Genomic DNA, 21742 nt, shown 5'->3' with positions numbered 1-21742 from the left:
CGTGGCCAGAGAGGGCAGAACCCAATGAGCGACCCCAACGCCAACCCGACAGATGCGTATCCGCCGGCGCAATACCCGCCCGCCCAGTATTCGCCTGCCCAGTACCCGCCCGCGCAGTACGCCTCCCCGGCTCAATACGCCCCGAACCCGTACCCCGCGGCCGCGGCGACCAATGTGTTCGCCATCGTCGCGCTCGTGTTGGCCTTCGTGGTGCCGATAGGCGCCATCGTCGTCGGACACATCGCCCTCAGCCAGATCAAACGCACGGGCGAACAGGGCCGAGGCATCGCACTCGCGGGCACCATCATCGGCTACGCGTTCACCATTCTCGCGATTCTCGCCGTTCTGGCTTACGTGGTCTTCATCTTCTTCATCATCGGCGTGAGCGCCTCCAGCGCACGATACGACACCTAACCCAACCGCAGACCCGGCCGCGCACCCGCCCCTCACACCGACGCCACGAGCCCCCGCAACACCTCAGCGCGCCGCGTCACAGCAATGAAGTGCCCCTCGCCCGGGTACGAATGCAGCACCGCCGAAGGCAACCGCGACACCATCGTGCGCGCCCACTGCGCCGGAATCAGCGTGTCGTCGTCGCCCTGATACACATCCACCGGCACCGTCACCTGCTCGAGTTCGAAACCCCAGGGCGCCACGAACGCGGCGTACTCGTCGACCGCACCCGCAGCATCCCGAGCCGCATCGACAACGCACTGGGCGAACCACTGGTGATTCTCTTCTACGATGTCGGCGTCGACCCGCGACATGGTTCGTGCCGCCACCCGAGCCACGACCCGCGGCGACGCCCCCGCCAGAATGCGGCTCGTCGCAAAGTATCCACGCGCCAGCAGCGGAGCCCGCCGCGACAACCCTGACAACCGCCGATCCGTCGCATTCAACTCACCGAACGCCGACGGATCATCCAGCGGCAGAGCGCCCGCAATAACGGCCACCCGATCGACCCGCGACGGCAACGCGTACCCCGCCGCCAGCGCATACTGCCCGCCCTCTGACCAGCCCATCACCGTGAACCGATCGATGCCGAGCCGGTCGACCAGCTCCACCAGATCGGTTTGCGCCCAACTCAGAATGCCGTGCCCCGACTTGCGGTCGCTCGTTCCGATACCCGGCCGGTTCGGCGAAATGATCGAAATACCGGATGCCCGTGCTGCAGCATCGCTCAACCCCACGTCGAGCCCGCTCACCAACCCGCCGTGGCAGTTCACCACCACGGCCCCATCGGGGTCACCGAACCGGTAATACGCAAGCCGCCGCCCGTCGGCCAGCGTCAGCTCTTCAGCGTCGCTCACGGTCGTTCACCGACGCAAACGGTCGCACGCGGTCGCACGCGGTCGCTCACCGTCGCTCACGCCAGCACCTCATCGTTTCAGTCTGCCACCCCAGGGCACTGTCAGCGCGCGCAGAAGTTGTCAACTCCCCATGGATTTGCCCCGTAATTCTGCGAAGGAGGCCCAGCCGCACTAGGTTGAAAAAATGAGTGCAGAGTTGACCCTCGGTGCAGAAGAAGAATTGCATCTCATCGATCTCGAAAGCGGAAAGCTTTCGGCCCGTGCACCACAGCTGCTGTCGAGGCTGCCGCAAAGCAGCTATTCGGCCGAGATTCAGCGCACAACGGTCGAGACCAATACGGCCGTCACGTCGACCCTTTCCGGCTTGCGGGCCGAACTCGTGCGACTGCGCAAGGGCCTCATCGACGAAGCCGCTGCCTTTGGCCTCGGAGTGGCCGCCGTAGGCACCGCACCGCACTCCGACTTCGCCGACTTCGAACTCACCGCCACCGGCCGGTATCGCCGCATGCAGGAGCAGTACCGTCTGCTCGTCGACGAGCAGCTCATCTGCGGCACCCAGATTCACGTGGGTGTCTCAGACCGTGACCTTGCCGTTCAGATCGCGCAGCGAGTGTCTCGCGACCTGCCGATTCTGCTCGCGCTCTCAGCGAGTTCGCCCTTTCTGAACGGGCACGATACCGGGTACGCGAGCATCCGCACCACCATCTGGCAACGCTGGCCGAGCGCCGGCGCGACCGGTGACCTCGAGTCGGGAGCCGAATACGACGAGCTTCTCGCCGACCTCATCGCCAGCGGGGTCATCGCCGACGCGAAGATGGCATACTTCGACGTGCGACCGTCGGCACACGAGCCCACCCTCGAGCTGCGGGTGTGCGACGCCTGCCCCATCATCGACGACGCCATACTTATCGCAGGCCTCTTTCGCGCCTCAGTGCGGGCCGCCGAAATCGACATCGAAGCCGGTGTGCCCGCCACCCTGCTGCGGGCTCCCCTTCACCGCGCTGCCATGTGGCAAGCGGCACGGGGCGGGCTCTCGGGGCAACTACTCGACGGCACCTCTCACCCGAGGCCTGTTCCGGCAGCGTGGGCCGTTCGTGATCTGGTGTCGCGGCTCAGGCCTCAGCTCGAAGAACTCGGCGACTACGACGAGGTGCGCGAACTCAGCGAATTCACCCTGGCCCGCGGCAACTCGGCCGACCGCCAGCGTGCGGCTTTTGCCGAGCGTGGTGAGCTGCGCGACGTGGTCGAACTCGTGGTGCAAGAGACGCACGGCCCCGCGCACGGCACAGCTCCCTCGGTTTCGGCGATGCGTTCGTATCGCAACCGGGCGGGCGACGAAGCAGTCGGCCCCAGCTCGATGCCGCGGCCCGCCTACCACGACATCATCGACTTCTACCGCTCGCTGCCGCCCTCCGAACTGCTCGAACGGGAGAATTCGCGCACCGGATTCACCGACGGCGAAGGCCTCACCTTCGGTGTGAACGGCGAGATGCAGAGCTTCGACGTCGACCTCTTTCCGCGCCTCATCAGCGCCTATCAATGGGCCGAACTCGGCGCCGGTCTCGCCCAGCGCGCCCGCGCCATCGAGGCATTTCTGCAAGACGTCTACGGCGAACAGCGCATCATCGCCGACGGCCTGATGCCAGCCAACATCTTCGACTCCCCCGGCTGGCGCGAAGAAGCCACGCTGATTCCGCCCGGCGTCGTGCGCGCGCCCATCATGGGTTTCGACCTGGTGCGCAACGAGTTCGGCGGCTGGCGCGTACTCGAAGACAACCTCCGTGCACCGAGCGGCGCGGCGTATGCCATGGCTGCACGCAGGCTGATGGATGCAACGGTGCCCGACTTACCCCGCCCGGGCGGCCTGCTCGACCCGCACTCGGCGCTCGTTCACTTGCGCGAAACGCTTCTCGCCGGGGGTGCCGCAACTCTGCACGAGCCTGGATCAAGCACCACAGCAGCGCTGCTCTCGAGCGGCCCGACCAGTTCGGCCTGGTTCGAGCATTCGCGGCTGGCCGAAGGCGCAGGGCTTCTGCTCGTGTCGGCCGACGACCTCGAGGTGGTCTGGCCTGCTGAGGACTCGGGGAGCACAGCGTCAGTACCTTCGGTGATCGAGAAGAGCACCGGCACGGTCATCCATGCTCTCTACCTACGACTCGACCCCGAGCTCATCGACCTGACCGACAGCCAAGGCCAGCCCATCGGTGCCGAGATCATGCGCGTCGCAGCCGAACGCGGTGTGTTTCTCGCGAATGCACCAGGCAATGGAATCGCCGACGACAAGGCGATGTACTGCAACATTCCCGATCTCATCGCCTACTACCTCAACGAGCGGCCACTGCTCGAATCGGTTCCCACCTACCGCACGAGCGACGAGTCTGAAAGGCGCATCGTGCTCGAGCGCGTGGGCGAACTCGTCACGAAACCGGTCGACGGCGAAGGCGGGCGCGGAGTGCTCATCGGCCCGGCTGCCCCGGCATCGCAGGTCGCCGAACGGCGCAGCGAGATCGCCGCGAACCCCACCATCTGGGTCGCCCAAGAGCTGGTTGCGCTCTCGTCGCTGCCCACCTTCGATGGAGTCGCGCTCGAGCCCCGTCACGTCGATCTGCGTGCCTTCGTCTACGTGCGCGGCACCGGCCCTCGTGATGCGACCGTTGCCGACTTGGCGCTGACGCGGGTCGCCCCGCTCGGCAGCATGGTGGTGAACTCGTCGCAGGGCGGCGGCGCGAAAGACACCTGGATTCTCGGGCCTGACGCCTCGCTCGAAGAGAATGCTCTGCTGCGAACCGGGCCCATCATGGTGACGCGGCTGACGTCGCCGCCGCCGGCACTCGGCGATGCCGCCGACCCTCAAGATTTACAAGCAGCACAAGAACCCACCGCCGACGGTGCAACTCCGGCCGAGAAGGAGAACTGACATGTGCGGCCTGGCCGGCGAATTCCGTTTCGACTCCCGCAGCGCCGACGTCGGCGCCGTCGCCCGAATGAACTCGTGCATGGTGCACCGCGGCCCCGACGGCGACGGCTTCTGGGCGCACGGCCCCGTTGCGCTCAGCCACCGGCGCCTCTCCATCATCGACTTGAGCGCGGCCGGAAGCCAGCCGATGGTCGATGCCCCGCTCGGCCTCACGGTGGCGTTCAACGGCTGCATCTACAACTATCAAGACTTGCGTAAAGAGCTCGAAGGCAAGGGCTACTCCTTCTTCTCCACTTCAGACACCGAGGTCATCGGCAAGGCATATGCCGAATGGGGCATACACTGCGTCGACCACTTTCTGGGAATGTTCGCCTTCGCCATCGCGGAGCGCGAGAGTGGCCGACTGGTGCTCGCCCGCGACCGGCTCGGCATCAAACCACTCTACCTCGACCAGACCCGTGACCGGCTGCGATTCGCGTCGACTCTGCCCGCTCTAGTGGCCGGCGGTGGTACGGACACGTCGATCGATCGTGAAGCCCTCGCTTACTACATGACGTTCCATTCCGTGGTGCCGGCGCCGCTGACCATTCTGACCGGCGTGCGTAAACTGCCGCCGGCCACGGTTCGGGTGATCGAGCCGAACGGCGAAAGCCGCGACCACGTGTATTGGCGCCCTGACTTCAGCCGCGACGAATCGCGCGCAGACTGGTCAGAACGCGACTGGCAAGACGCGCTCATCCAGAGCCTGCGCACGGCGGTCGAACGCCGCATGGTCGCCGATGTGCCCGTGGGAGTGCTGCTCTCGGGCGGCATCGACTCGAGCCTCGTGGTGGCCCTGCTCGCCGAGGCCGGCCAAAAAGACCTCGCGACCTTCAGCATCGGCTTCGATTCGGCGGGCGGCGAGTCAGGCGACGAGTTCGAGTATTCGACCCTGGTGGCCGAACGGTTCGGCACCGACCACCACCGAATCACCATCGACAGTTCGCGCCTCTTGCCGGGCATCGACGGAGCCGTTGCCGCGATGAGCGAGCCCATGGTGAGCCACGACTGCGTGGCGTTCTACCTGCTGAGCGAAGACGTGTCGAAGTCGGTGAAGGTGGTGCAGTCGGGCCAGGGCGCCGACGAGGTGCTCGGTGGTTACGACTGGTATCCCCCGCTCGCCGACGTTGCCCGCGACGACGCCGTGGAGGCCTACTCGAAGGTGTTCTTCGATCGACGCTGGCCTGCCATGAGTTCGGTGCTGTCACCCGAGTGGATGTTCGGCAGTGATGCACCGACCGAGTTCATCAGGCGGCAATTCGCCGCCCCTGGGGCCGAAACCTCGGTTGACGCAGCGCTTCGCAACGACACCACCATCATGCTGGTCGACGACCCTGTGAAGCGCGTCGACAACATGACCATGGCCTGGGGCCTCGAAGCGCGTGTGCCCTTTCTCGACCACGAGTTCGTCGAGTTGGTGGGGAAAATCCCCCCACCCCTGAAGCTCGCCGACGGCGGAAAGGGCGTGCTGAAGCGCGCGAGCCGCGGAATCGTGCCCGACGAGGTCATCGATCGCACGAAGGGGTACTTTCCGGTGCCTGCCATCAGGCAGCTCGAGGGCCCCTACCTGAACCGCGTGCGCGAGGCACTCAGCGACCCGGCCGCCCGCGAACGGGGTATTTTCGACGACGCCACGGTGCAACGCCTTCTCGCCGCCCCGAACGAAACGAGAACCACCCTAGGGTCGAATGCGCTCTGGCAATTGGCTTTACTAGAGATGTGGTTACAGACGCAAGGAATTCGTTGACCGAGGCTGACGCAGCCGTCACACAGGCCGTCGCACCGGCGGTAGCATCGGCCGTCGAGCTGGGCAACGCCCTCGTCGACGCCTGGGGCAGCTGGAACCCCACCATGACGCCCGACGCGAGCCGAATGGCGTTCATCAGCGATCGGGGCGGGGTGCCAGAGCTGTGGGTGCAAGAGGTACCAAGCGGCGAGGATGCCCTGCGCGACGCACTGCCCCAACCCACGTGCATCCACCTCAGTGACGACCCCGTCATTTCGGTGACCTGGTCTGCCGACAGCGCGTGGCTCGCCTGCGCCGTGGCCACCGGCGGCGGGGTGCGCAGCCAGGTGTGGGTGGTCAGACCCGACGGTACGGATGCTCGTCGCTTGGCCGGATCGCCCGAGCAGCATGCCGAACTCGGCCCGTGGACGCGCAGTGGTCACCGCGTGGTCGTCACCATTCCGTCGGCAGAGATCGGCGAGCCGACCTCGACCTACCTGGTCGACCCCGTGACCGGCGATTTCGAACTGTTGGCCGTAGGCGAGCTCATTCACGTGCTCGACCTGTCGGTGGGCGAAGAGCTCGTGATCATTCGCGATGGGCGGCGCGGCCACGAATTCTGTGTCGTCGTCGACCGCGTCTCTGATCAAGACCACCCGTTACTGCCGCACAGTTCGGCAACCACAGTGGTTGCTGCCGCCGAATCGGCAGCGGCCACGGCCCTGCTCACCGGTGCGACCGGCTCCACGTCGGTCGCGTTACTTCGGCCTGCTCCCGAGGGGGCGGATGCTCTGGCCGAACTCGGAGCGTCGGCACCCCTCACGGCATACCTCGCCACCGAGGTGGGTGCGCAGCGGCATCGCCTCGTCGCCTTGCCGCTCGGGCCGAACGGCTGGCGCGGGGTTCCGCAGGTGCTCGCCGAACGTGATGACGCCGAACTCGAGGCGCTCGACGCCGACGATGCGGGGCGTCTGCTGCTGATGGTGTGGAACCGGGCCGGCACCAGCGAGATCGAGCTCTTCGACACCACCACGGGCGTGCGCATCGGGGTGCCCGAGCTGCCGGGACTCGTGGCCTCAAGCCCCGTGTTGAGCCGTGACGGGGGAACGGTCATCCTGAGCGTCGAAGGGCCCGAACGGCCTCGCGAGCTCTGGCGACTCGACACCGCGACGCACCGCTGGGCGCGGGTGACGCAGGTTCCGGTGTTGCCCGAGCGTGAACTCGTGACGCCGACGCTCGAGCGCTTCGAGGGTGCCGACGGGCTGGCGCTGACCGGATGGCTGTACCGGGTGCCGGGAACGATGGAGCCGGGCCGGGCGATGCTCAGCCTGCACGGCGGGCCTGAGTCGCAAGAGCGGCCCACCTTCAACCCGCAGTATCAGGCAATGCTCGCCGCCGGAATCGCGGTGTTCGCGCCGAACGTTCGTGGATCTTCGGGCTTCGGCCGCACCTTCAGCCACCTCGACGACGTGCACGGTCGGCAGGGCGCCTTCGACGACGTGATTGCGAGCGCCGGGCATCTCGTGGCGCTCGGCGTCGCCGACCCAGCGCGCATCGCCGTGACGGGGCGCTCGTACGGCGGCTACCTCACGCTCGCGTCGCTGGCCTTTTCACCCGAGGTGTTCGCGGCCGGAATCGACATCTGCGGCATGTCACACCTGCTCACGTTCTATCGAGACACCGAACCGTGGATCGCTGCGGCCGCGGTGACGAAGTACGGGCATCCGGAGCACGATCAGAAGCTGTTGCGCCGCATCTCGCCGTTACCGTCGGCCGATCGCATCAGCGCGCCGGTGCTCGTGGTGCACGGTGAGCTCGACACGAATGTGCCGCTCAACGAGGCGCTGCAGATGGTGTCGGCGCTACGCGAGCGGGGCAAGCCGGTCGAGTACCTCGAGCTCGCGGGCGAGGGCCACGAGTACCGGCGGGCCGACTCGAGGCGGTTGCTCGGCGAGACGATGGTGCGGTTTCTGGCGCAGACGCTCTAGGCGCGCTGGGTGGTCGGAGCGGTCGGAGTGGTCTGAGCGTCCTAGGCGCGCTGGGAGTGCGCGAGGCTCTGGGCGCGCTCCGCGTTCGCGGCGCCCTGCGCGTGATCGCCGTTCGCGGCGCCCTGCGCGCGCTCGGCGTTCTAGGCATGCGCGGCGTTCGTGACTGACGCCGCGATCGCTTCGGTCATCTCAATGACTTTGTCGAGGCGATTCGGTGCTGGTGCGTGGCGCGGCCGGCAGCATCGGCATCATGGCCGTGCAACTGGCTGCGGCCGGGGGCGCCTCGACGGTCGCCGTCACGACCTCGTCGAGCGAGCGCGGTGAGCTGCTGCGCTCGCTCGGCGCCACCATCGTGTTCGACCGAGACGGAAACGCGCTGGGCTCTGACATGCTTGACACCAGCACGCTCGACACAGGCACACGCGACACCGACCCGCGCGACACTGACGCCGACAGTTCCGGTTCGCGCGACGCCGCCACTCGCACTTCTATCGCCCACGACTTCGACGTTGTCATCGACGTGGTGGGCGGCACAGCACTGCCGACCTTCATCGAGCGTCTCGCCCCGAACGGCAGGTTCGTGTCGGTCGGAGTGGTGGGCGGCTACCCTCCCACCGACTTCGGCATGACGCTCATGCGGTCGTTTCAGAAGTCGCGGTCGTTCGCCACGTTCAGCCTGAACACCGTGCCCATCACTCGCCGCAACGTGAAGCGAGCCGCGTTGTTCGAGGCGGCATCCCGAGGCGAACTTCGCTCAGTGGTGCACGACGTACTGCCACTTTCTCAGGCAGCCGACGCGCACCGCCGCATGGACTCAGGCGAGGTGTTCGGGCGCATCGTGCTCACACCCTGACCGCTCGCCCGACTGCGTCTAGCGGCCGACCGGCGGCACGCCGTGGTCGAGGATGCCCGGCGGCACCTGGCCGTCCCACTGGTTGATCCAGTAGAGATTCTCCTCATCCCAGTAGCGAATCTCGCGCTCAGGGTCGAAGATGCGCTCGAGGTCGGTGTACAACTCGATCACAGCGCCGGTCGGCTCCACGTAGTACACGGCGATGTTGTCGCCTGCACCGTGACGCACCGGGCCCCAGGCGAGACGCGAACCGCGACGCGCGAGCCGGTCACCGAGCTTGCTGAGGTCGACGATGCTCTGCGTCTGCCACGCGTGGTGGTGCAGCGCCGGCCGAGTGCTCTTGAACACCGCGATGCCGTGGTGGTCGTTGTTGCAGCGCATGAAGAACGCAGCGTCGTTGCCGATGCGGTCAGACACCTTGAATCCGAACACGTCGGCCAGAAAGTCGCGCATCGCAATGGTGTCGACGGCCTGAATGTTCACGTGACCGAAACGGTCAGGCCCGAAGCTGCCGTTCTTCACCATGCTGTACGAGTGGCGCGCGGTGTACACGTGCCACGTGAATCCCTCGGGCCCGACGAAGGCGAAACCCTCGTCAATGTAGTCTTCGAATGGATGCTCAGAGATGACGGTATAGCCGCCGAACCTGACCTTGTCGCGAATAGCTGCGAGCTGGTCAGAGCTCGAAGCGATGAGCCCCACGTGATCGAGCCCGTCTTCGCTGCCCTGCGTATAGACGATCTCGCGCCGCCCGAATTGTGCGGCGAACACCGCCTTGGAGCCGTTGTTCTCAACCTCTTCGAGGCCGAGCAACTCGGTGGCGTTGCGGGCGACCGCCGAGAGATCGCGTGCACGCAACGAAACATAGCCGAGCTCGCTGATCGAACCGGTTCCAGTCATAACAGGCCTTTCTGTTTGTTCTTGCGCCTGCAGAAACGATGCTCCACTGCACGATCCGCTCTCCGGTCTCCCGAACATCACAAGCAAATTCGATATTACCCAAAAATTCGAAATAATGTTGGCCGCGGCCGGTATTGGCTAGCTCGCTTTACCCGCGCGCTCTGCGAGTGCGGCCTGTGCGTTGAGCCGAACCCGGTCTAGCACGCGTCGCGCAATCTCTTCATCGTCGCCAGATACCCCCGCGGTCAGCGCCGAGGTCGCCCTCGCTTTCCACCCTTCTGTCGCGCGTGGCCGCCCCCGATGCGGGCCGGCGCTAGAGGTGCGCATCGGCGAACACGCGCATCGTGTCTCGCACGAACGTCGCGCCTATCACTCCCCCGTAGTTGACAGCGAAGCGCTCGTCATCGACGTACGAATCGGCCAGCCAGGTGAAGTACTGCCTTGTCGGGCGGCCGTCAGCCGACTTCGGGGCGCCGGGAATGCCGACCAGCCAGTCGCACTGGCGCTGGGCCAAGGCTTGCGCCTCGGCACGGTCGACCGCCACGCCGCGCTCGGCCGCGGCCGCCCAGTCAGAGGCAAGCTCGGCCGCCGTCAGCAGAAAGTCGTCTTTCTCGCTCTGCGACATCGAGGTGTAGCACTTGTCACTCGTCGCGTACGAGTCGCTCCCCCAGCGCTCTTCGACCTCGCTTTTGTAGATCGTGTGGTCGAACCCGTCGAACATCTTGTCTGCCATTGGTTTTTCGCCTCTCTCTAGATCACTGATCGTTCGCGCAACGCTCGCCAACTGGCGGTCGAGACGTTGCTTCTCGTTCGTGAGCCACTCGAGATGCGCGCGCAGCGCGACGGTGTCGTCGCGTTGCCCAGTCAGAATGTCGGCGATCGCCGGAATACCGAGCCCGAGTTCGCGCAGCAACAGAACCCGCTGCAGTCGCACGAGGGCAGCGGAGTCGTAGTAGCGATACCCGTTCTCTCCGACACGGCTCGGCACCACGAGGCCCACGTCACCGTAGTGGCGCAGGGTGCGGCTCGTGGTGCCTGCCAGCCGGGCTATCTGCTGGATGCTCCATTCCATAAGTAACTCTCCTTCTGAGAGAGACTCTAGAGGTTGACGTTACGTCAAGGTCAAGCCCGTGGCATTCACTTCAGAACGTCACGGTGCGCCGCGAAGGCATCGCTCAGGCGACGGGGAATCTGGTCGCAGCCCTGTTGTAGTACTCGTCGCTCGAGGTCAGGGTCGAGCGCGTCAACGAATCGCCGTTGGCGAGATCGAAGTTGGTCCAGGTGGTCAGACCGCTCGGGTCGGGTGTGCGCCCGAGGTAGAGGGCGTACATTGCCGAGACGCGCTTCTGTACTGTCTCAGTAGAGTTCCAGAAGTCCTTGACGACCTCCATACGGCCCTGACGCTGTGCGATCGCGCTCCAGAACGAGATGTCGGCCTGGGAAGGCAGCCTGTTCAGAAGAGCGAGATACACACCGGTGACGTACCCGGCATCGTTGCCACCGCCGTCGTCGTAGTACTCCTGTGAGGCGTAGTACGTCATCTCGACTTCGTCGGTCGTCGTGAGGCCGCGCTGCATCCGGTCGAGCCAGAACAGGCGCCCCTGCGGGTCGCTCTGCCGGTGCAGTACCGACTCGTAGGCGGCGTCGATTCGAATCAGTCGGTACTCGTCGCTGTTGGCGAAGCCGGTGGAGATCGAGCTGCGCGGCCATCCTGCCTTTAGTTTGCCTGCCCAGAAGGCGATCTCGCTGGCCCCGGGAGTGCGCCCCAGAAAATCCTTGTAGAGCGACGTGATGTACGAGTTTATCGCCGCGGGCACGCCGGGTTGCGTCGATGCCGTTGACGCCAGCGCGAGATTCTCGGTCGTCACCGCTCCCTCTGAAATCGAGAACGTCTGGGTCGACATCCTCTGGAAAGCGTCATCCGGGTACGACAGTGAGATGCGATAGTCACCCGGGTAGGTTGCGGGTGTTCGGTAGGTGAGACCGGCACCGTCTCGCTGCACATAACCCGGAGAACTGCTCACCCACGTGCCGGCCGACGCGTTGTACCCCTCAATGGAGATCACAAACTTGCTCGGGTCGAGCTGCGACAGGTCACAGGATGCACAGCTCACGCTGCCCTGCACCGATCCCCCTTGCACCAAGGTCATGTCGGCGCCAGATCGCACCTGGCCGGTAGCCACTGTGTACGGTATGCCCCTGGGGGCACCGGATGCCATGCCGAGAAATCCCTCGAGGTAGGTTGTCGGCTCAGCAGCTCCGCTGTAGAACTCGACCTGGTAGGCCCCCGTGGCGTCGAGATTCTTGAAATCGTACGTTCCGGTCTCGTCGGTGTTCGGCACGGTGATCTTGGTGCTGGGCTGACCGTCCCCGAGAGTGACGCAGCGGTGCTGGTCGTAGGCCCAGACCTCGACACCGGATACCGGCGACCCCTGAAGATTCCTGACGGTACCGCTCAGTTCACCACCGACGGGCAACGCGATATCCCACCCGGCGATGTCTGCACTCGCACTGGTGTAGTCCTGGCTGTCGACAGTGCAGCTCGATGACGCGAATGGGGCAGACAGGTACGGTGCATAGTTGCCCGGACCCACGTTGTCGACCTCGAGCAGGAAGTACGAGCCTTTGGCAACCTGCACAGAGTAGTCACCTGCGGCATCGACAGTTCCGACGACAACACTCGGAGCGTTGAACCCTCTGATGAGGGAGATGTCGACCGTGCCGGCGCCCGCGGACGCGGTGCCCAGCGACACGTGACCGCTGATCGTGATGGTGTCTGGCGCGGCAAACGCCGGTGTCGAGACCAGCACGGAACCGAGAACAACAGCCGAGGCCGCAGCGACGGCCAGGGCGCGCTTCATTGCGAACATGGATTCCCCTCTTGCTGAGACGAACGAAGGCCCACCCGAGGGTGAGCCTTCGTTCGATCTGGTGGAGCTGAGGGGATTCGAACCCCTGACCCCCTGCATGCCATGCAGGTGCGCTACCAACTGCGCCACAGCCCCGTAAGCGGGTATTGAGTTGTGTTGAGTGAATCCTTTCGGCTCCAAACAACTTGCCTAGACTACTACACGCCGAGCCCATCCGAGAAACCGAAGAAGCGGCGGGAGCGGCGCGCGGTGCTCAGACCGAAACGGTGAGCGGAACGACCGGGCAGTCTTTCCAGAGCCGCTCGAGCGAGTAGTACATTCGGTCTTCTTCGTGAAAGACGTGCACCACGAGGTCGCCGAAGTCGAGCAGCACCCAGCGCGCCTCAGCAAGGCCTTCGCGGCGCAGCAGAGGGGCACCAGCGGCGCTGAGCTTCTCGATGATCTCTTCAGCGATAGCACGCACGTTGGGCTCGTTACGGCCCGACGCGAGCAAGAAGACGTCGGTCAGCGGCAGCGGACCTGACACGTCGAGAGCCACGAGGTTCTCGGCCTGCTTGGAGTCGGCCGCAGCGGCGGCGAGGTGGGTGAGTTCGAGCGAACGCGGTGTTGCAGTCAAAAAGTGGTTACCAGACGTGGGTTAGAAGATTCGAAAAACGAAGGCAGCGAGCAGGAGGCCGACGACCCCGACTGCGAGCACGCCAGCCGTCACCGCGAGAATGACGGGCGCGTTGGCACCACGACGTTTCGGCGGGGCGACCAGCCCTGAACTCGGGCCGTGCGTACTGATTGCCCGGGTGGCACTGACGGGAGCGACGTCTGAACCGACTTCGCTCTCTGGGTCGAGAAAAGCGTCGAGGTCGGCTGACTCCAGGCCGTCGGCCGGGGCCGCACCTGTGGAGCCGAGACTCATCGGCAGGTCGATCGAACCGGTGATGATGACCTCACCGGTTTCGTCGAGCGCCGTTCCCACATCACCATGGTTCGGCACCGAGGGCAGCACGAGAGCGCTGGTCGAGGCGACGCTGTTCGACGATCCGACGCCGCGCGAGGCGATGAGGTCGTCGAAGCTGGCCTGGGTGAGATCGACTTTCGTGATCTCGCGGTCGGGCTCTGCGGCGCGAGCCTGAAAGAGCGGCGCGAGAATCGGCGCGCTCGGCGTCTCGTCGATCGTCACGATCTGCACAGGCTCGGGAGCCGGAGTGTCGTCGATCTCAGCGAGTTCGTCTTCTTCTTCGGCCGAGAGCTCGGGGGCGACGGCCTCGTCGACCACCATCAGCTCTTCGACCATGGGCTGCGCGTCGGCGCCATCACCTTCGGGCACGAACGAATCAGGCGAGGTCTCGGCCGTCAGAGCGTCGTCGTCGGTCTCGACGAAGATCTCTTCTTCGACCACGATCTCGGCGATGATGGGGCCGGTCGCCCCAGCTGCTGGCGCGGCCTCGGGTTCTGCGGGCGCCTCAGCTGGCTCTGCTTCGGCTTGCGGCTCGGCGTTCTGTTCGGCGAGTGGATGATCGGCAGAAAGCGCTCGTCTCGCGCGCCTGCTCAGAATAGGGGTAGCAGCGGCCACGGCGGCGGGAGCGATGAGGGCGTCGAACGAATCGGGTTCACCAGGGGCTGCCGGAGCTACCTCTACGGAATCGGCTTCGGCATCCGCAGTCTCGGCGGCGGTCGTTTCGCCAGCGGTGGCGTCGGACTCTGTCGTTTCGGCGGAGCGAGCATCCGGAGCCGCCGTCTCGGCCGCGGGAACAGCAGGAGCATCTGCGGCAGGCGCGGCGAAGGGCGTACTCGGCAGCACCGCACGAGCGGCCTCGGCCTCGAATGCGGCGCGCTCGGCAGCGGCGCGTGCCTCTTCTTCGGCACGACGCTTGGCTTCGGCCTCTTCGGCCGCCTTAGCTTCTTCTTTTTGCTGCTTACGCGGCTTCTGACGCTCTAGGTCACGGAGCTGCCGCCTGGTCAGCGGCTGCTCGTCGTGAGGCACAGTCATTCAACACTCCGATATAGGTGATGCTTGGTGATGTACTGAACTACACCGTCGGGTACCAAGTACCACACTGGGAATCCCCGGCCTACCCGCCCGCGACAGTCGGTTGACGAGATCGCGAGAGCCGGAACTTCCAAATAGCTTACGTCTTGTCGCGGCAAAGCGGAAATGGCGAGGGTGTGGCCGGGCCTCGAGACGGCCACGAAATGGGCGAGCGACCAGAGTTCGGGTGAGTCTTTCCAGCCGAGAATCTGGGCGATGGCGTCGGCACCCGAGATGAAGAAGAGGTCGGCGTCGGGGTTGGCTGCCCGAATGTCGCGCAGGGTGTCGACGGTGTAGGTGGGGCCGCCGCGGTCGATGTCGACGCGGCTGACGGTAAAGCGTGGGTTCGACGCGGTGGCGATGACCGTCATGAGGTAGCGGTGCTCGGCCTCGGTGACGTCGGTCTTCTGCCAGGGCTGGCCGGTGGGAACGAACAGCACGGTGTCGAGCTCGAAGAACTGCGCCACTTCGCTCGCGGCCACGAGGTGCCCATGGTGAATGGGGTCGAACGTGCCGCCCATGATGCCGATGCGCGGGCGGCGAGGCTGCCCTTCGATCGGCGGCGAGACGGCGGTCACCGTGCGTACCGCTTAGTGGTCTGCGCCCGTTCGGTCGCCGTGCCCGTGCAAGTCGTGGCTCTGCGCGAACTCGGCCGACTTCTTGGGGTGGCGGTTCGCGACGTCACGGTAGCTCCACATGACGAGGCCCATGCTCATGAAGATCACGAACGCGATGAGGCCGAAGAAGAAAGCCGGAATCGGCAGCTGGTTGACGACGTCGTCGGCCAGTACTGGTGCACTCAACAAACCCAAGCTCGCCACCGTGATCATTGCTACTCTCCTACTTCGTGACGCGTGTTTTTTCGAATCTCAGCCGGCATAATCTCAAACCACCCGCTGGCGACAAGCCTACAGTCACCCGAAGAGCGCCGGTAACGGCAGCTGCAGCCGCTGCACCGTGGCGCCGCTTGCGCAGAGCGAAGCGCCCAGCACCGCGTCCGTCCCCAACGAGCTACGACGATGTAAGCGCGGCAGAAATCTTGGCACCGACGATCGATGCGAGAGTGCGCGAGAAGGTGAGCGTCATGTGGTTGCTGCCGAAATAAACGATCAACCCGCCAATGAGAACGTGGCACGTGGTGTCGTCGCAGAAGTCGTCGGTCAGATCTACGAAAGAAACGCCCGGAGTCTGAGCCGCGGCAATCGCGAGTGGATCTTGAGCAAGGTCGAGTGTCGCCGTCTCCCGCGGCAGCGAACAAGGGTCGTATTCGGTGAGATGCGCCGCGACACAGGTCGGAACGTCTTCCTTCTGCTGGTCGGCGTTAGGCAGATCTCGCATGGCGATGATGCGTTTGCCGGAGGCGAGCAGCGGCTGCCACGCCTGCTCGAAGTCCTGCGGCGTTATGGCCCGGCCGTTGAGCGCGGGCGGGGGCTCGAGGTAGCTGCGAGTGTAGTCAGTGAAGATGACGGCGCCGATGGCCGAGTTCTGCTTCACACTGTCGAGCACGGTCGTGCCCCAGTTCGCGCACGATACGACGCGTTCCGGCGTGTCATAACCGGGGTTCGCTACTCCGACCGCTCCCGTTCCGCTGCACCAAGACTTGAGGTAGGTGATGAAGTGGATGTGGTTGGCCTGACCGTACTCGTCTAGCGGGGTGAGGTACTGCCCTGCGTGCGAATCACCGATCAGTGCAACAGTCGACGTCGGCGTCTTGACGTCACCGATATCGCAGGTCATAACCGCATCCGACATAATCGTCTGCTTGCAATCGTCGACGGACTGCACGCCACGGCCGATGTCGGTTTCAGCATAGCTGGGGTTCGTGAGGGCGGAGACCGCATATGGCATCGGGCAGTTGTTCTGGGCAAGCGCGGCCGGCGCCCCCGTGCATTTCGGGTCATTCTGAATCGCTGAATTGGCGCTCGCCGAGGCCTGGCCGCTGGCGATCAGAGGTTGAGCGTAGGCGACGGATGCCCCGAGCGCCACGATCACCGTACCGCTGAGCGTGATGGCAAGCGACCGCCAGGCCAACTTCTTCGTCAAGAGTCCTCGCACCCGCAGCGGATCTTCGACGAAACGTTTGGTCAGGTACGCCAGAGCGATCGACACGAACAGAATTGCGACGCTCGTGCGCCACCCGTTCGGCCTGGTGAGTGCGATAGGAACTAGCACGATCAGCGGCCAGTGCCACAGGTAGAGCGAGTAAGAGATGCCGCCCATCCACTGAACCGGTCTCAGCCGTAGCAGTGCGCTGGGCGCCCAGACGACGTTCGGCGAGCCCGCCCAAATCACAAGCAGAGTCCCGAAGACGGGTGGCACGGCCCCGAGACCGGGAAACGGCGTAGCCGCCGAATACAGGGCGAGCGTGCCTGCAATGACGATGAGCCCGAGCCAGCTCGCGGCCGCCCGCACGAAGGGGCGCGCACCAGGCGAAGCATTCATGAACAGTGCGAGAATGCCCCCGGCGCCGAACTCCCAGGCACGTGCTGGAGTGACGAAATAGGCAGCGGCCGGGGTCGTCGCGACCGCATAGATCGAATAAGCCAGACTGGCCGAGGTCAGTACGACAAGGCCGCCGGCGATCCACGAACGTGGCGATGCCTTTCTCAAAGGGCCGGTAAAGGCGATCAGTGCGACGATGACGAGCGGCCACACAAGGTAGAACTGCTCCTCGACCGATAGTGACCAGAAGTGCTCTACGGGCGACGGGGCATTCGTAGCAGCAAGGTAGTCGACAGCATTGTGAGCGAGCAGCCAGTTCTGCACATAGAGAGCAGAGGCGGCGATCTCAGAGAAGAACTGCTGCCACTGCACGGTCGGCACGAAGGCGAGGATGGCGAGTCCGGTGACGGCGAGCACGAGAAGGCTGGCCGGAAGCAAGCGGCGAGCGCGCCTGGCCCAGAACGGAAGCAAGCGCACCTTGCCCGTGCGATCGACCTCACGCATCAGGTGGCCGATGATGAGAAACCCCGAAATTGCGAAGAAAACGTCGACCCCGACGAATCCTCCCGGAAGCCGAAGTGGCCAGAGATGATAGAGAACCACCGACAGAACGGCGATCGCCCGAAGTGCCTGAATCTCGGGTCGAACGACCGACGCTTGAGCTGTAAGCTCGCGAACCTGGCGTCGTGTAGTGGTGGTCACCGCGACAACCTTAACAGGTGCCTTTCGATTACACGAATCAACTCACTGGACTTCTGCCTGTACCGCCGCGCTGCGTGAGACGGCTCTCATCGAAATGGCAGGGGATCGGCAGATAGGCGCGCTCAGCCTCGAATCTGGCCCGAACCCCGAACGAGCCACTTAGTGCTCGTCAGCTCTGGCAGGCCCATCGGCCCGCGCGCGTGCAGCTTCTGGGTGGAGATGCCCACCTCGGCGCCGAACCCGAACTCGCCCCCGTCGGTGAACCGCGTCGACGCGTTCACCATCACGGCGGCCGAGTCGACCTCATTCAAGAACCGTTCGGCGTTGCTGAGGTCGTTCGTGATGATCGACTCGGTGTGGTGGGTCGAGTAGATGCGAATGTGCTCCATGGCCTCGTCGATGTCTGCAACAACCTTCACGGCGAGGTCGAGGCTCATGTATTCGGTCTGCCAGTCTTCTTCGGTAGCGGGCACGGCGTCGGCGAAGATGGCGCGCGTCTCGTCATCGGCGTGGATGCTCACGCCCGAGCTTCGCAGCTGAGCAAGCACGGGCGGCAGAAGTCTGGCCGCAGCATCCCGGTGCACCAGCAGCGTCTCGAGCGCGTTGCAGACGCTCGGGCGCTGCACCTTCGCGTTGTGCACGATGTCGACCGCCCACTGCTCGTTGGCACTCTCGTCGAGAAACACGTGCACCACCCCGGCACCGGTTTCGATGACCGGAACCTTCGATTCGGCGACCACGGTGTTGATGAGGTTCGCGCTGCCGCGCGGAATGAGCACGTCGACCAGGCCGCGAGCCTGCATCAGGTCGCGAGCGCCGTCACGCCCGAACTCATCGATGGTCTGCACGGAGTCTGCGGGCAGGCCTACCGAGGTCAGGGCATCCTGAATCAACGACACGAGCACGGCGTTGGTGTTCTCTGCCGCCGAACCGCCACGAAGAACCACGGCGTTGCCGCTCTTGAGGGCGAGCGCGGCGATGTCGACGGTGACGTTGGGGCGGGCTTCGTAGATGACGCCGACGACGCCGAACGGAACCCGAACCTGATCGATGCGCACACCGTTCGGCAGCACGCGGCCGCGCACGCTTTCGCCCACGGGGTCGACGAGGCCGATGATCTCGCGCACGGCCTCGGCCAGGGCGGTGAGACGCGCTGCGCTCAGAGCAAGGCGGTCTTGCAGGGCGGTCGAGAGCCCGTTCTCGCGGCCGTTGGCCAGGTCGAGTTCGTTCGCGGGCAGAATTCGATCGGCGCCGCCTGCGACAGCAGCGGCGATGGCCTCGAGGGCGGCGTTCTTCTGGTCGGCGTTGGCCGTGGCGAGGGTGAGCGACGCGGTGCGCGCGGCGACGAGCTTGTCGTTCAGGCTGCGGGCGGTTGCCGTGGGTGCGTCGAGGGTAGTTTGCGACATGCTCAAAGTTTAGACGCGCCTGTGCACACCGCGGCGGTTTCTTCCCAGAATATCAGGGCTGGGCGGGCTCGAAGAAGGTGCCGATGGGATGCCCGGCGAGCGCCTCGGCCACGAGAGTCGCGCTCGTGACGAGCACCGCCGTGCCCGCGTCTGCCGCCAGGCGTGCGGCCGACACCTTCGTGGCGGCTCCCCCGGTGCCGACGCCTGCGGCGCCGATGTCGCCGAACGTCACGTCAGCGAGTTGATCGCCGACCGTGACGTCGACGATCTTCACGGCACCCGGCTCATGCGGGGGTTTCGTGTAGAGCGCATCGACGTCAGACAGCAGCACCAAGAGATCGGCCTTCACGAGCACAGACACGAGGGCCGCGAGGCGGTCGTTGTCACCGAACCGGATCTCTTGGGTGGCGACGGTGTCGTTCTCGTTCACGATGGGCAGGATGCGGAGGCCGAGAAGGCGATCCATGGCGCGTTGGGCGTTGCTGCGATGGCTGGGGTTCTCGAGGTCGCCGGCGGTGAGCAAGACCTGGCCCGCGACGATACCGTAGCGGTCGAGGCTGTCTTGGTATCGATAGATGAGCACGTTCTGGCCGACGGCCGCCGCGGCCTGTTGGGTCGCCAGGTCGGTCGGGCGGGCATCCAGCTGCAAATAGGGCATACCGGTGGCGATGGCACCCGATGAGACGAGGATGACCTCGGCGCCGCGGGCGTGCGCGTCGGCGAGGGCCGTGACGAGCGGGGCGATCTGGCCGACGTTCTCGCCGCTGATCGACGAGGAGCCGACCTTCACGACGATGCGGCCGGCGGTGGCGATCTGCTCGCGCGTGGCGGTGTGCTCGCGGGTGCGGCTTGCGGTCACGCCAGAACTCCTTGCGCGCGGCGAACGGTGGCGGAGGCCGCGCGCGCGAGCACCTGCAGGTGGCGTGCGGTCACGCGGGGTCTCCCTCGTCAGCGGGGGCGGAGGCAGGTGCAGGAGCAGGCGCAGCTGCGCGCTCGGAGTCAGCGATGGCGCCGTCGGCCGCGTCGTAGTCAGGCTCGGTGAGACCGTCGGCCTCGTCCATCCACAGGCCGGCCTCTTTTTCGCGCACGAGTTCGGCGCGGGCGGCGGCCTTTGCGTCCATCAGCTCGACGTAACGCTGGCGGCGGGTCTGGTTGGTGCGGCGCTCGTTCGGGTTCAGGCGCGGGTCGGTGCCGCGCGGCGCGGTGACCAGCTCGGCCGTCGAGGTGAGCGTGGGCTCCCAGTCGAAGATGATGCCGTTGGCGGCACCGATGACCACGGTCGACCCGGCCACCGCGCCCGAGCGAAACAGTTCGTCTTCGACGCCGAGCTTCGCGAGCCGGTCGGCCAGAAAGCCGATGGCCTCTTCGTTGGTGAAATCGGTCTGGGCAACCCAGCGCTCGGGCTTCGAGCCGAGAACCCGGTAGATGTTGCCGAACGAGCCGCCCTCGACCTTGACCCGAAAATCGGTCTCGTCGACAGCCTTGGGCCGAATGACGATGCGCGGGGCCGCGGCGACCTCGGCCGCTTCGGCGCGGGCCTTCTCCACGATTTCGGCCAGCGCGAACGACAGCCCCTGCAGACCCTCGTGGCTCGCCGTAGAGATCTCGAACACGTGATAGCCGCGAGCCTCGAGATCGGGTCGCACGAAGTCGGCCAGCTCGCGGGCCTCAGGAACATCGATCTTGTTCAGTGCGATGAGCTGAGGCCGGTCGAGCAGCGGAATCTGCCCCTCGGGCACTGGGTAAGCGGCCAGCTCACCGAGAATGATGTCGAGATCGCTGAGCGGGTCGCGACCGGGCTCGAGCGTTGCGCAGTCGAGCACGTGCAGCAGAGCACTGCAGCGCTCGACGTGCCGCAAGAATTCGAGACCGAGGCCCTTGCCCTCGCTGGCGCCTTCGATGAGGCCGGGCACATCGGCGATGGTGTATCGGGTTTCGCCGGCCTGCACAACGCCGAGGTTCGGGTGCAGCGTGGTGAACGGATAGTCGGCGATCTTCGGCTTGGCAGCAGACATCGCAGCGACAAGGCTCGACTTTCCGGCAGACGGGTACCCGACGAGCGCAACGTCGGCCACGGTCTTCAGCTCGAGGTAGACATCGCCTTCCCAGCCGGGCGTACCGAGCAACGCGAACCCTGGCGCCTTGCGCTTACTCGAAGCGAGAGCAGCATTACCGAGGCCACCCTGGCCGCCGGCAGCGACGACGACCCGGATGCCCGGCTCGACCATATCGGCCAGGACGTTACCCTCGTCGTCTTTCACGACGGTACCGACGGGAACGTTCAGCTCGAGCTCTTCACTCGAGAACCCATTGCGAAAGTCGCCCATGCCCGGGCCGCCGTTTTCGCTCGTGCGGTGCGGGCGGCGGTGAAAGTCGAGAATCGTGGTGGTGCTGGCGTCGCTGACGAGCACGATGTCGCCACCATTGCCACCGTTGCCACCATCGGGGCCGGCGAGTGGCTTGAACTTCTCGCGTTTGATCGAGACACAGCCGTTGCCGCCGTTGCCTGCGTTCACATGGAGGGTCACCTGGTCAACAAACGTTGCCATTTGCGCTCCTTACGAGA

The 21742-nt window shown here is 65.4% G+C and carries 17 protein-coding genes and 1 tRNA gene; 5 read left to right on the top strand and 13 right to left on the bottom strand.

Annotated elements, in window-relative coordinates:
• The first annotated feature begins 24 nt into the window (after positions 1 to 24).
• Positions 25 to 414, top strand: a complete 390-nt coding sequence (locus IEX24_RS18170; protein WP_188680896.1) for a DUF4190 domain-containing protein — start codon at positions 25 to 27, stop codon at positions 412 to 414.
• A 32-nt stretch (positions 415 to 446) separates the two neighbouring features.
• On the opposite strand, the gene IEX24_RS18165 is transcribed toward IEX24_RS18170, so the two are convergent.
• Positions 447 to 1310 carry an alpha/beta fold hydrolase gene (locus IEX24_RS18165; protein WP_188680894.1) on the bottom strand — a complete coding sequence of 288 codons (864 nt, stop codon included), beginning with the start codon at positions 1308 to 1310 and terminating at the stop codon, positions 447 to 449.
• 184 nt (positions 1311 to 1494) lie between these two features.
• Here IEX24_RS18165 and IEX24_RS18160 point away from each other — a divergent pair, with 184 nt between their 5' ends.
• The 4 genes from IEX24_RS18160 (at position 1495) to IEX24_RS18145 (ending at position 8833) form a co-directional block, all read left to right on the top strand.
• Positions 1495 to 4227 carry a carboxylate--amine ligase/circularly permuted type 2 ATP-grasp protein gene (locus IEX24_RS18160; RefSeq protein WP_188680893.1) on the top strand — a complete coding sequence of 911 codons (2733 nt, stop codon included), beginning with the start codon at positions 1495 to 1497 and terminating at the stop codon, positions 4225 to 4227.
• A gap of 1 nt (position 4228) precedes the next feature.
• Entirely contained in the window at positions 4229 to 6013 is a 1785-nt protein-coding gene (locus IEX24_RS18155; RefSeq protein ID WP_188680891.1) for an N-acetylglutaminylglutamine amidotransferase, read from the top strand.
• On the top strand, positions 6010 to 7980 hold the full coding sequence (locus IEX24_RS18150) for a S9 family peptidase (RefSeq protein WP_229715516.1): 1971 nt from the start codon (positions 6010 to 6012) through the stop codon (positions 7978 to 7980). The genes IEX24_RS18155 and IEX24_RS18150 overlap by 4 nt, the downstream gene beginning before the upstream one ends.
• A gap of 214 nt (positions 7981 to 8194) precedes the next feature.
• Complete coding sequence (locus IEX24_RS18145; protein ID WP_229715515.1) at positions 8195 to 8833, top strand: zinc-binding dehydrogenase; 639 nt, start codon at positions 8195 to 8197, stop codon at positions 8831 to 8833.
• Positions 8834 to 8851: 18 nt separating this feature from the next.
• On the opposite strand, the gene IEX24_RS18140 is transcribed toward IEX24_RS18145, so the two are convergent.
• The 12 genes from IEX24_RS18140 to obgE form a co-directional block, all read right to left on the bottom strand.
• Complete coding sequence (locus IEX24_RS18140) at positions 8852 to 9733, bottom strand: VOC family protein (protein ID WP_188680889.1); 882 nt, start codon at positions 9731 to 9733, stop codon at positions 8852 to 8854.
• Positions 9734 to 10046: 313 nt separating this feature from the next.
• The gene (locus IEX24_RS18135) at positions 10047 to 10805 is read right to left on the bottom strand and encodes a MerR family transcriptional regulator (RefSeq protein WP_188680875.1); all 759 of its coding nucleotides are present in this window, start codon (positions 10803 to 10805) and stop codon (positions 10047 to 10049) included.
• A gap of 103 nt (positions 10806 to 10908) precedes the next feature.
• Complete coding sequence (locus IEX24_RS18130) at positions 10909 to 12603, bottom strand: DUF4214 domain-containing protein (RefSeq protein WP_188680873.1); 1695 nt, start codon at positions 12601 to 12603, stop codon at positions 10909 to 10911.
• Between the two features lie 59 nt (positions 12604 to 12662).
• Positions 12663 to 12738, bottom strand: a tRNA-Ala gene (locus tag IEX24_RS18125).
• A gap of 118 nt (positions 12739 to 12856) precedes the next feature.
• Complete coding sequence (gene rsfS, locus IEX24_RS18120; RefSeq protein ID WP_188680871.1) at positions 12857 to 13219, bottom strand: ribosome silencing factor; 363 nt, start codon at positions 13217 to 13219, stop codon at positions 12857 to 12859.
• Positions 13220 to 13240: 21 nt separating this feature from the next.
• A complete protein-coding gene (locus IEX24_RS18115) occupies positions 13241 to 14587 on the bottom strand; it encodes a hypothetical protein (RefSeq protein ID WP_188680863.1) in 1347 nt (448 codons plus the stop codon).
• Positions 14584 to 15183, bottom strand: a complete 600-nt coding sequence (nadD, locus tag IEX24_RS18110) for a nicotinate-nucleotide adenylyltransferase (protein WP_268236295.1) — start codon at positions 15181 to 15183, stop codon at positions 14584 to 14586. Before nadD ends, IEX24_RS18115 begins: the two co-directional genes overlap by 4 nt.
• Positions 15184 to 15216: 33 nt before the next feature.
• Positions 15217 to 15456, bottom strand: a complete 240-nt coding sequence (locus tag IEX24_RS18105; protein ID WP_188680861.1) for a hypothetical protein — start codon at positions 15454 to 15456, stop codon at positions 15217 to 15219.
• A 181-nt stretch (positions 15457 to 15637) separates the two neighbouring features.
• Positions 15638 to 17770 carry an acyltransferase family protein gene (locus IEX24_RS18100; RefSeq protein ID WP_188680859.1) on the bottom strand — a complete coding sequence of 711 codons (2133 nt, stop codon included), beginning with the start codon at positions 17768 to 17770 and terminating at the stop codon, positions 15638 to 15640.
• Positions 17771 to 17892: 122 nt separating this feature from the next.
• A complete protein-coding gene (locus IEX24_RS18095) occupies positions 17893 to 19176 on the bottom strand; it encodes a glutamate-5-semialdehyde dehydrogenase (protein ID WP_188680857.1) in 1284 nt (427 codons plus the stop codon).
• 52 nt (positions 19177 to 19228) lie between these two features.
• Positions 19229 to 20035 (bottom strand): glutamate 5-kinase, encoded by an 807-nt coding sequence (gene proB, locus IEX24_RS18090; RefSeq protein ID WP_188680855.1) that lies wholly within the window; start codon positions 20033 to 20035, stop codon positions 19229 to 19231.
• Between the two features lie 70 nt (positions 20036 to 20105).
• Positions 20106 to 21725 carry a GTPase ObgE gene (gene obgE / locus IEX24_RS18085; protein WP_188680853.1) on the bottom strand — a complete coding sequence of 540 codons (1620 nt, stop codon included), beginning with the start codon at positions 21723 to 21725 and terminating at the stop codon, positions 20106 to 20108.
• Positions 21726 to 21742 lie beyond the last annotated feature (17 nt).

This window comes from Subtercola lobariae (assembly GCF_014640255.1).
GTDB lineage: Bacteria > Actinomycetota > Actinomycetes > Actinomycetales > Microbacteriaceae > Subtercola > Subtercola lobariae.
The sequence above is the reverse complement of the archived record's forward strand: the minus strand, read 5'-3'. Positions and strand labels throughout refer to the sequence as shown.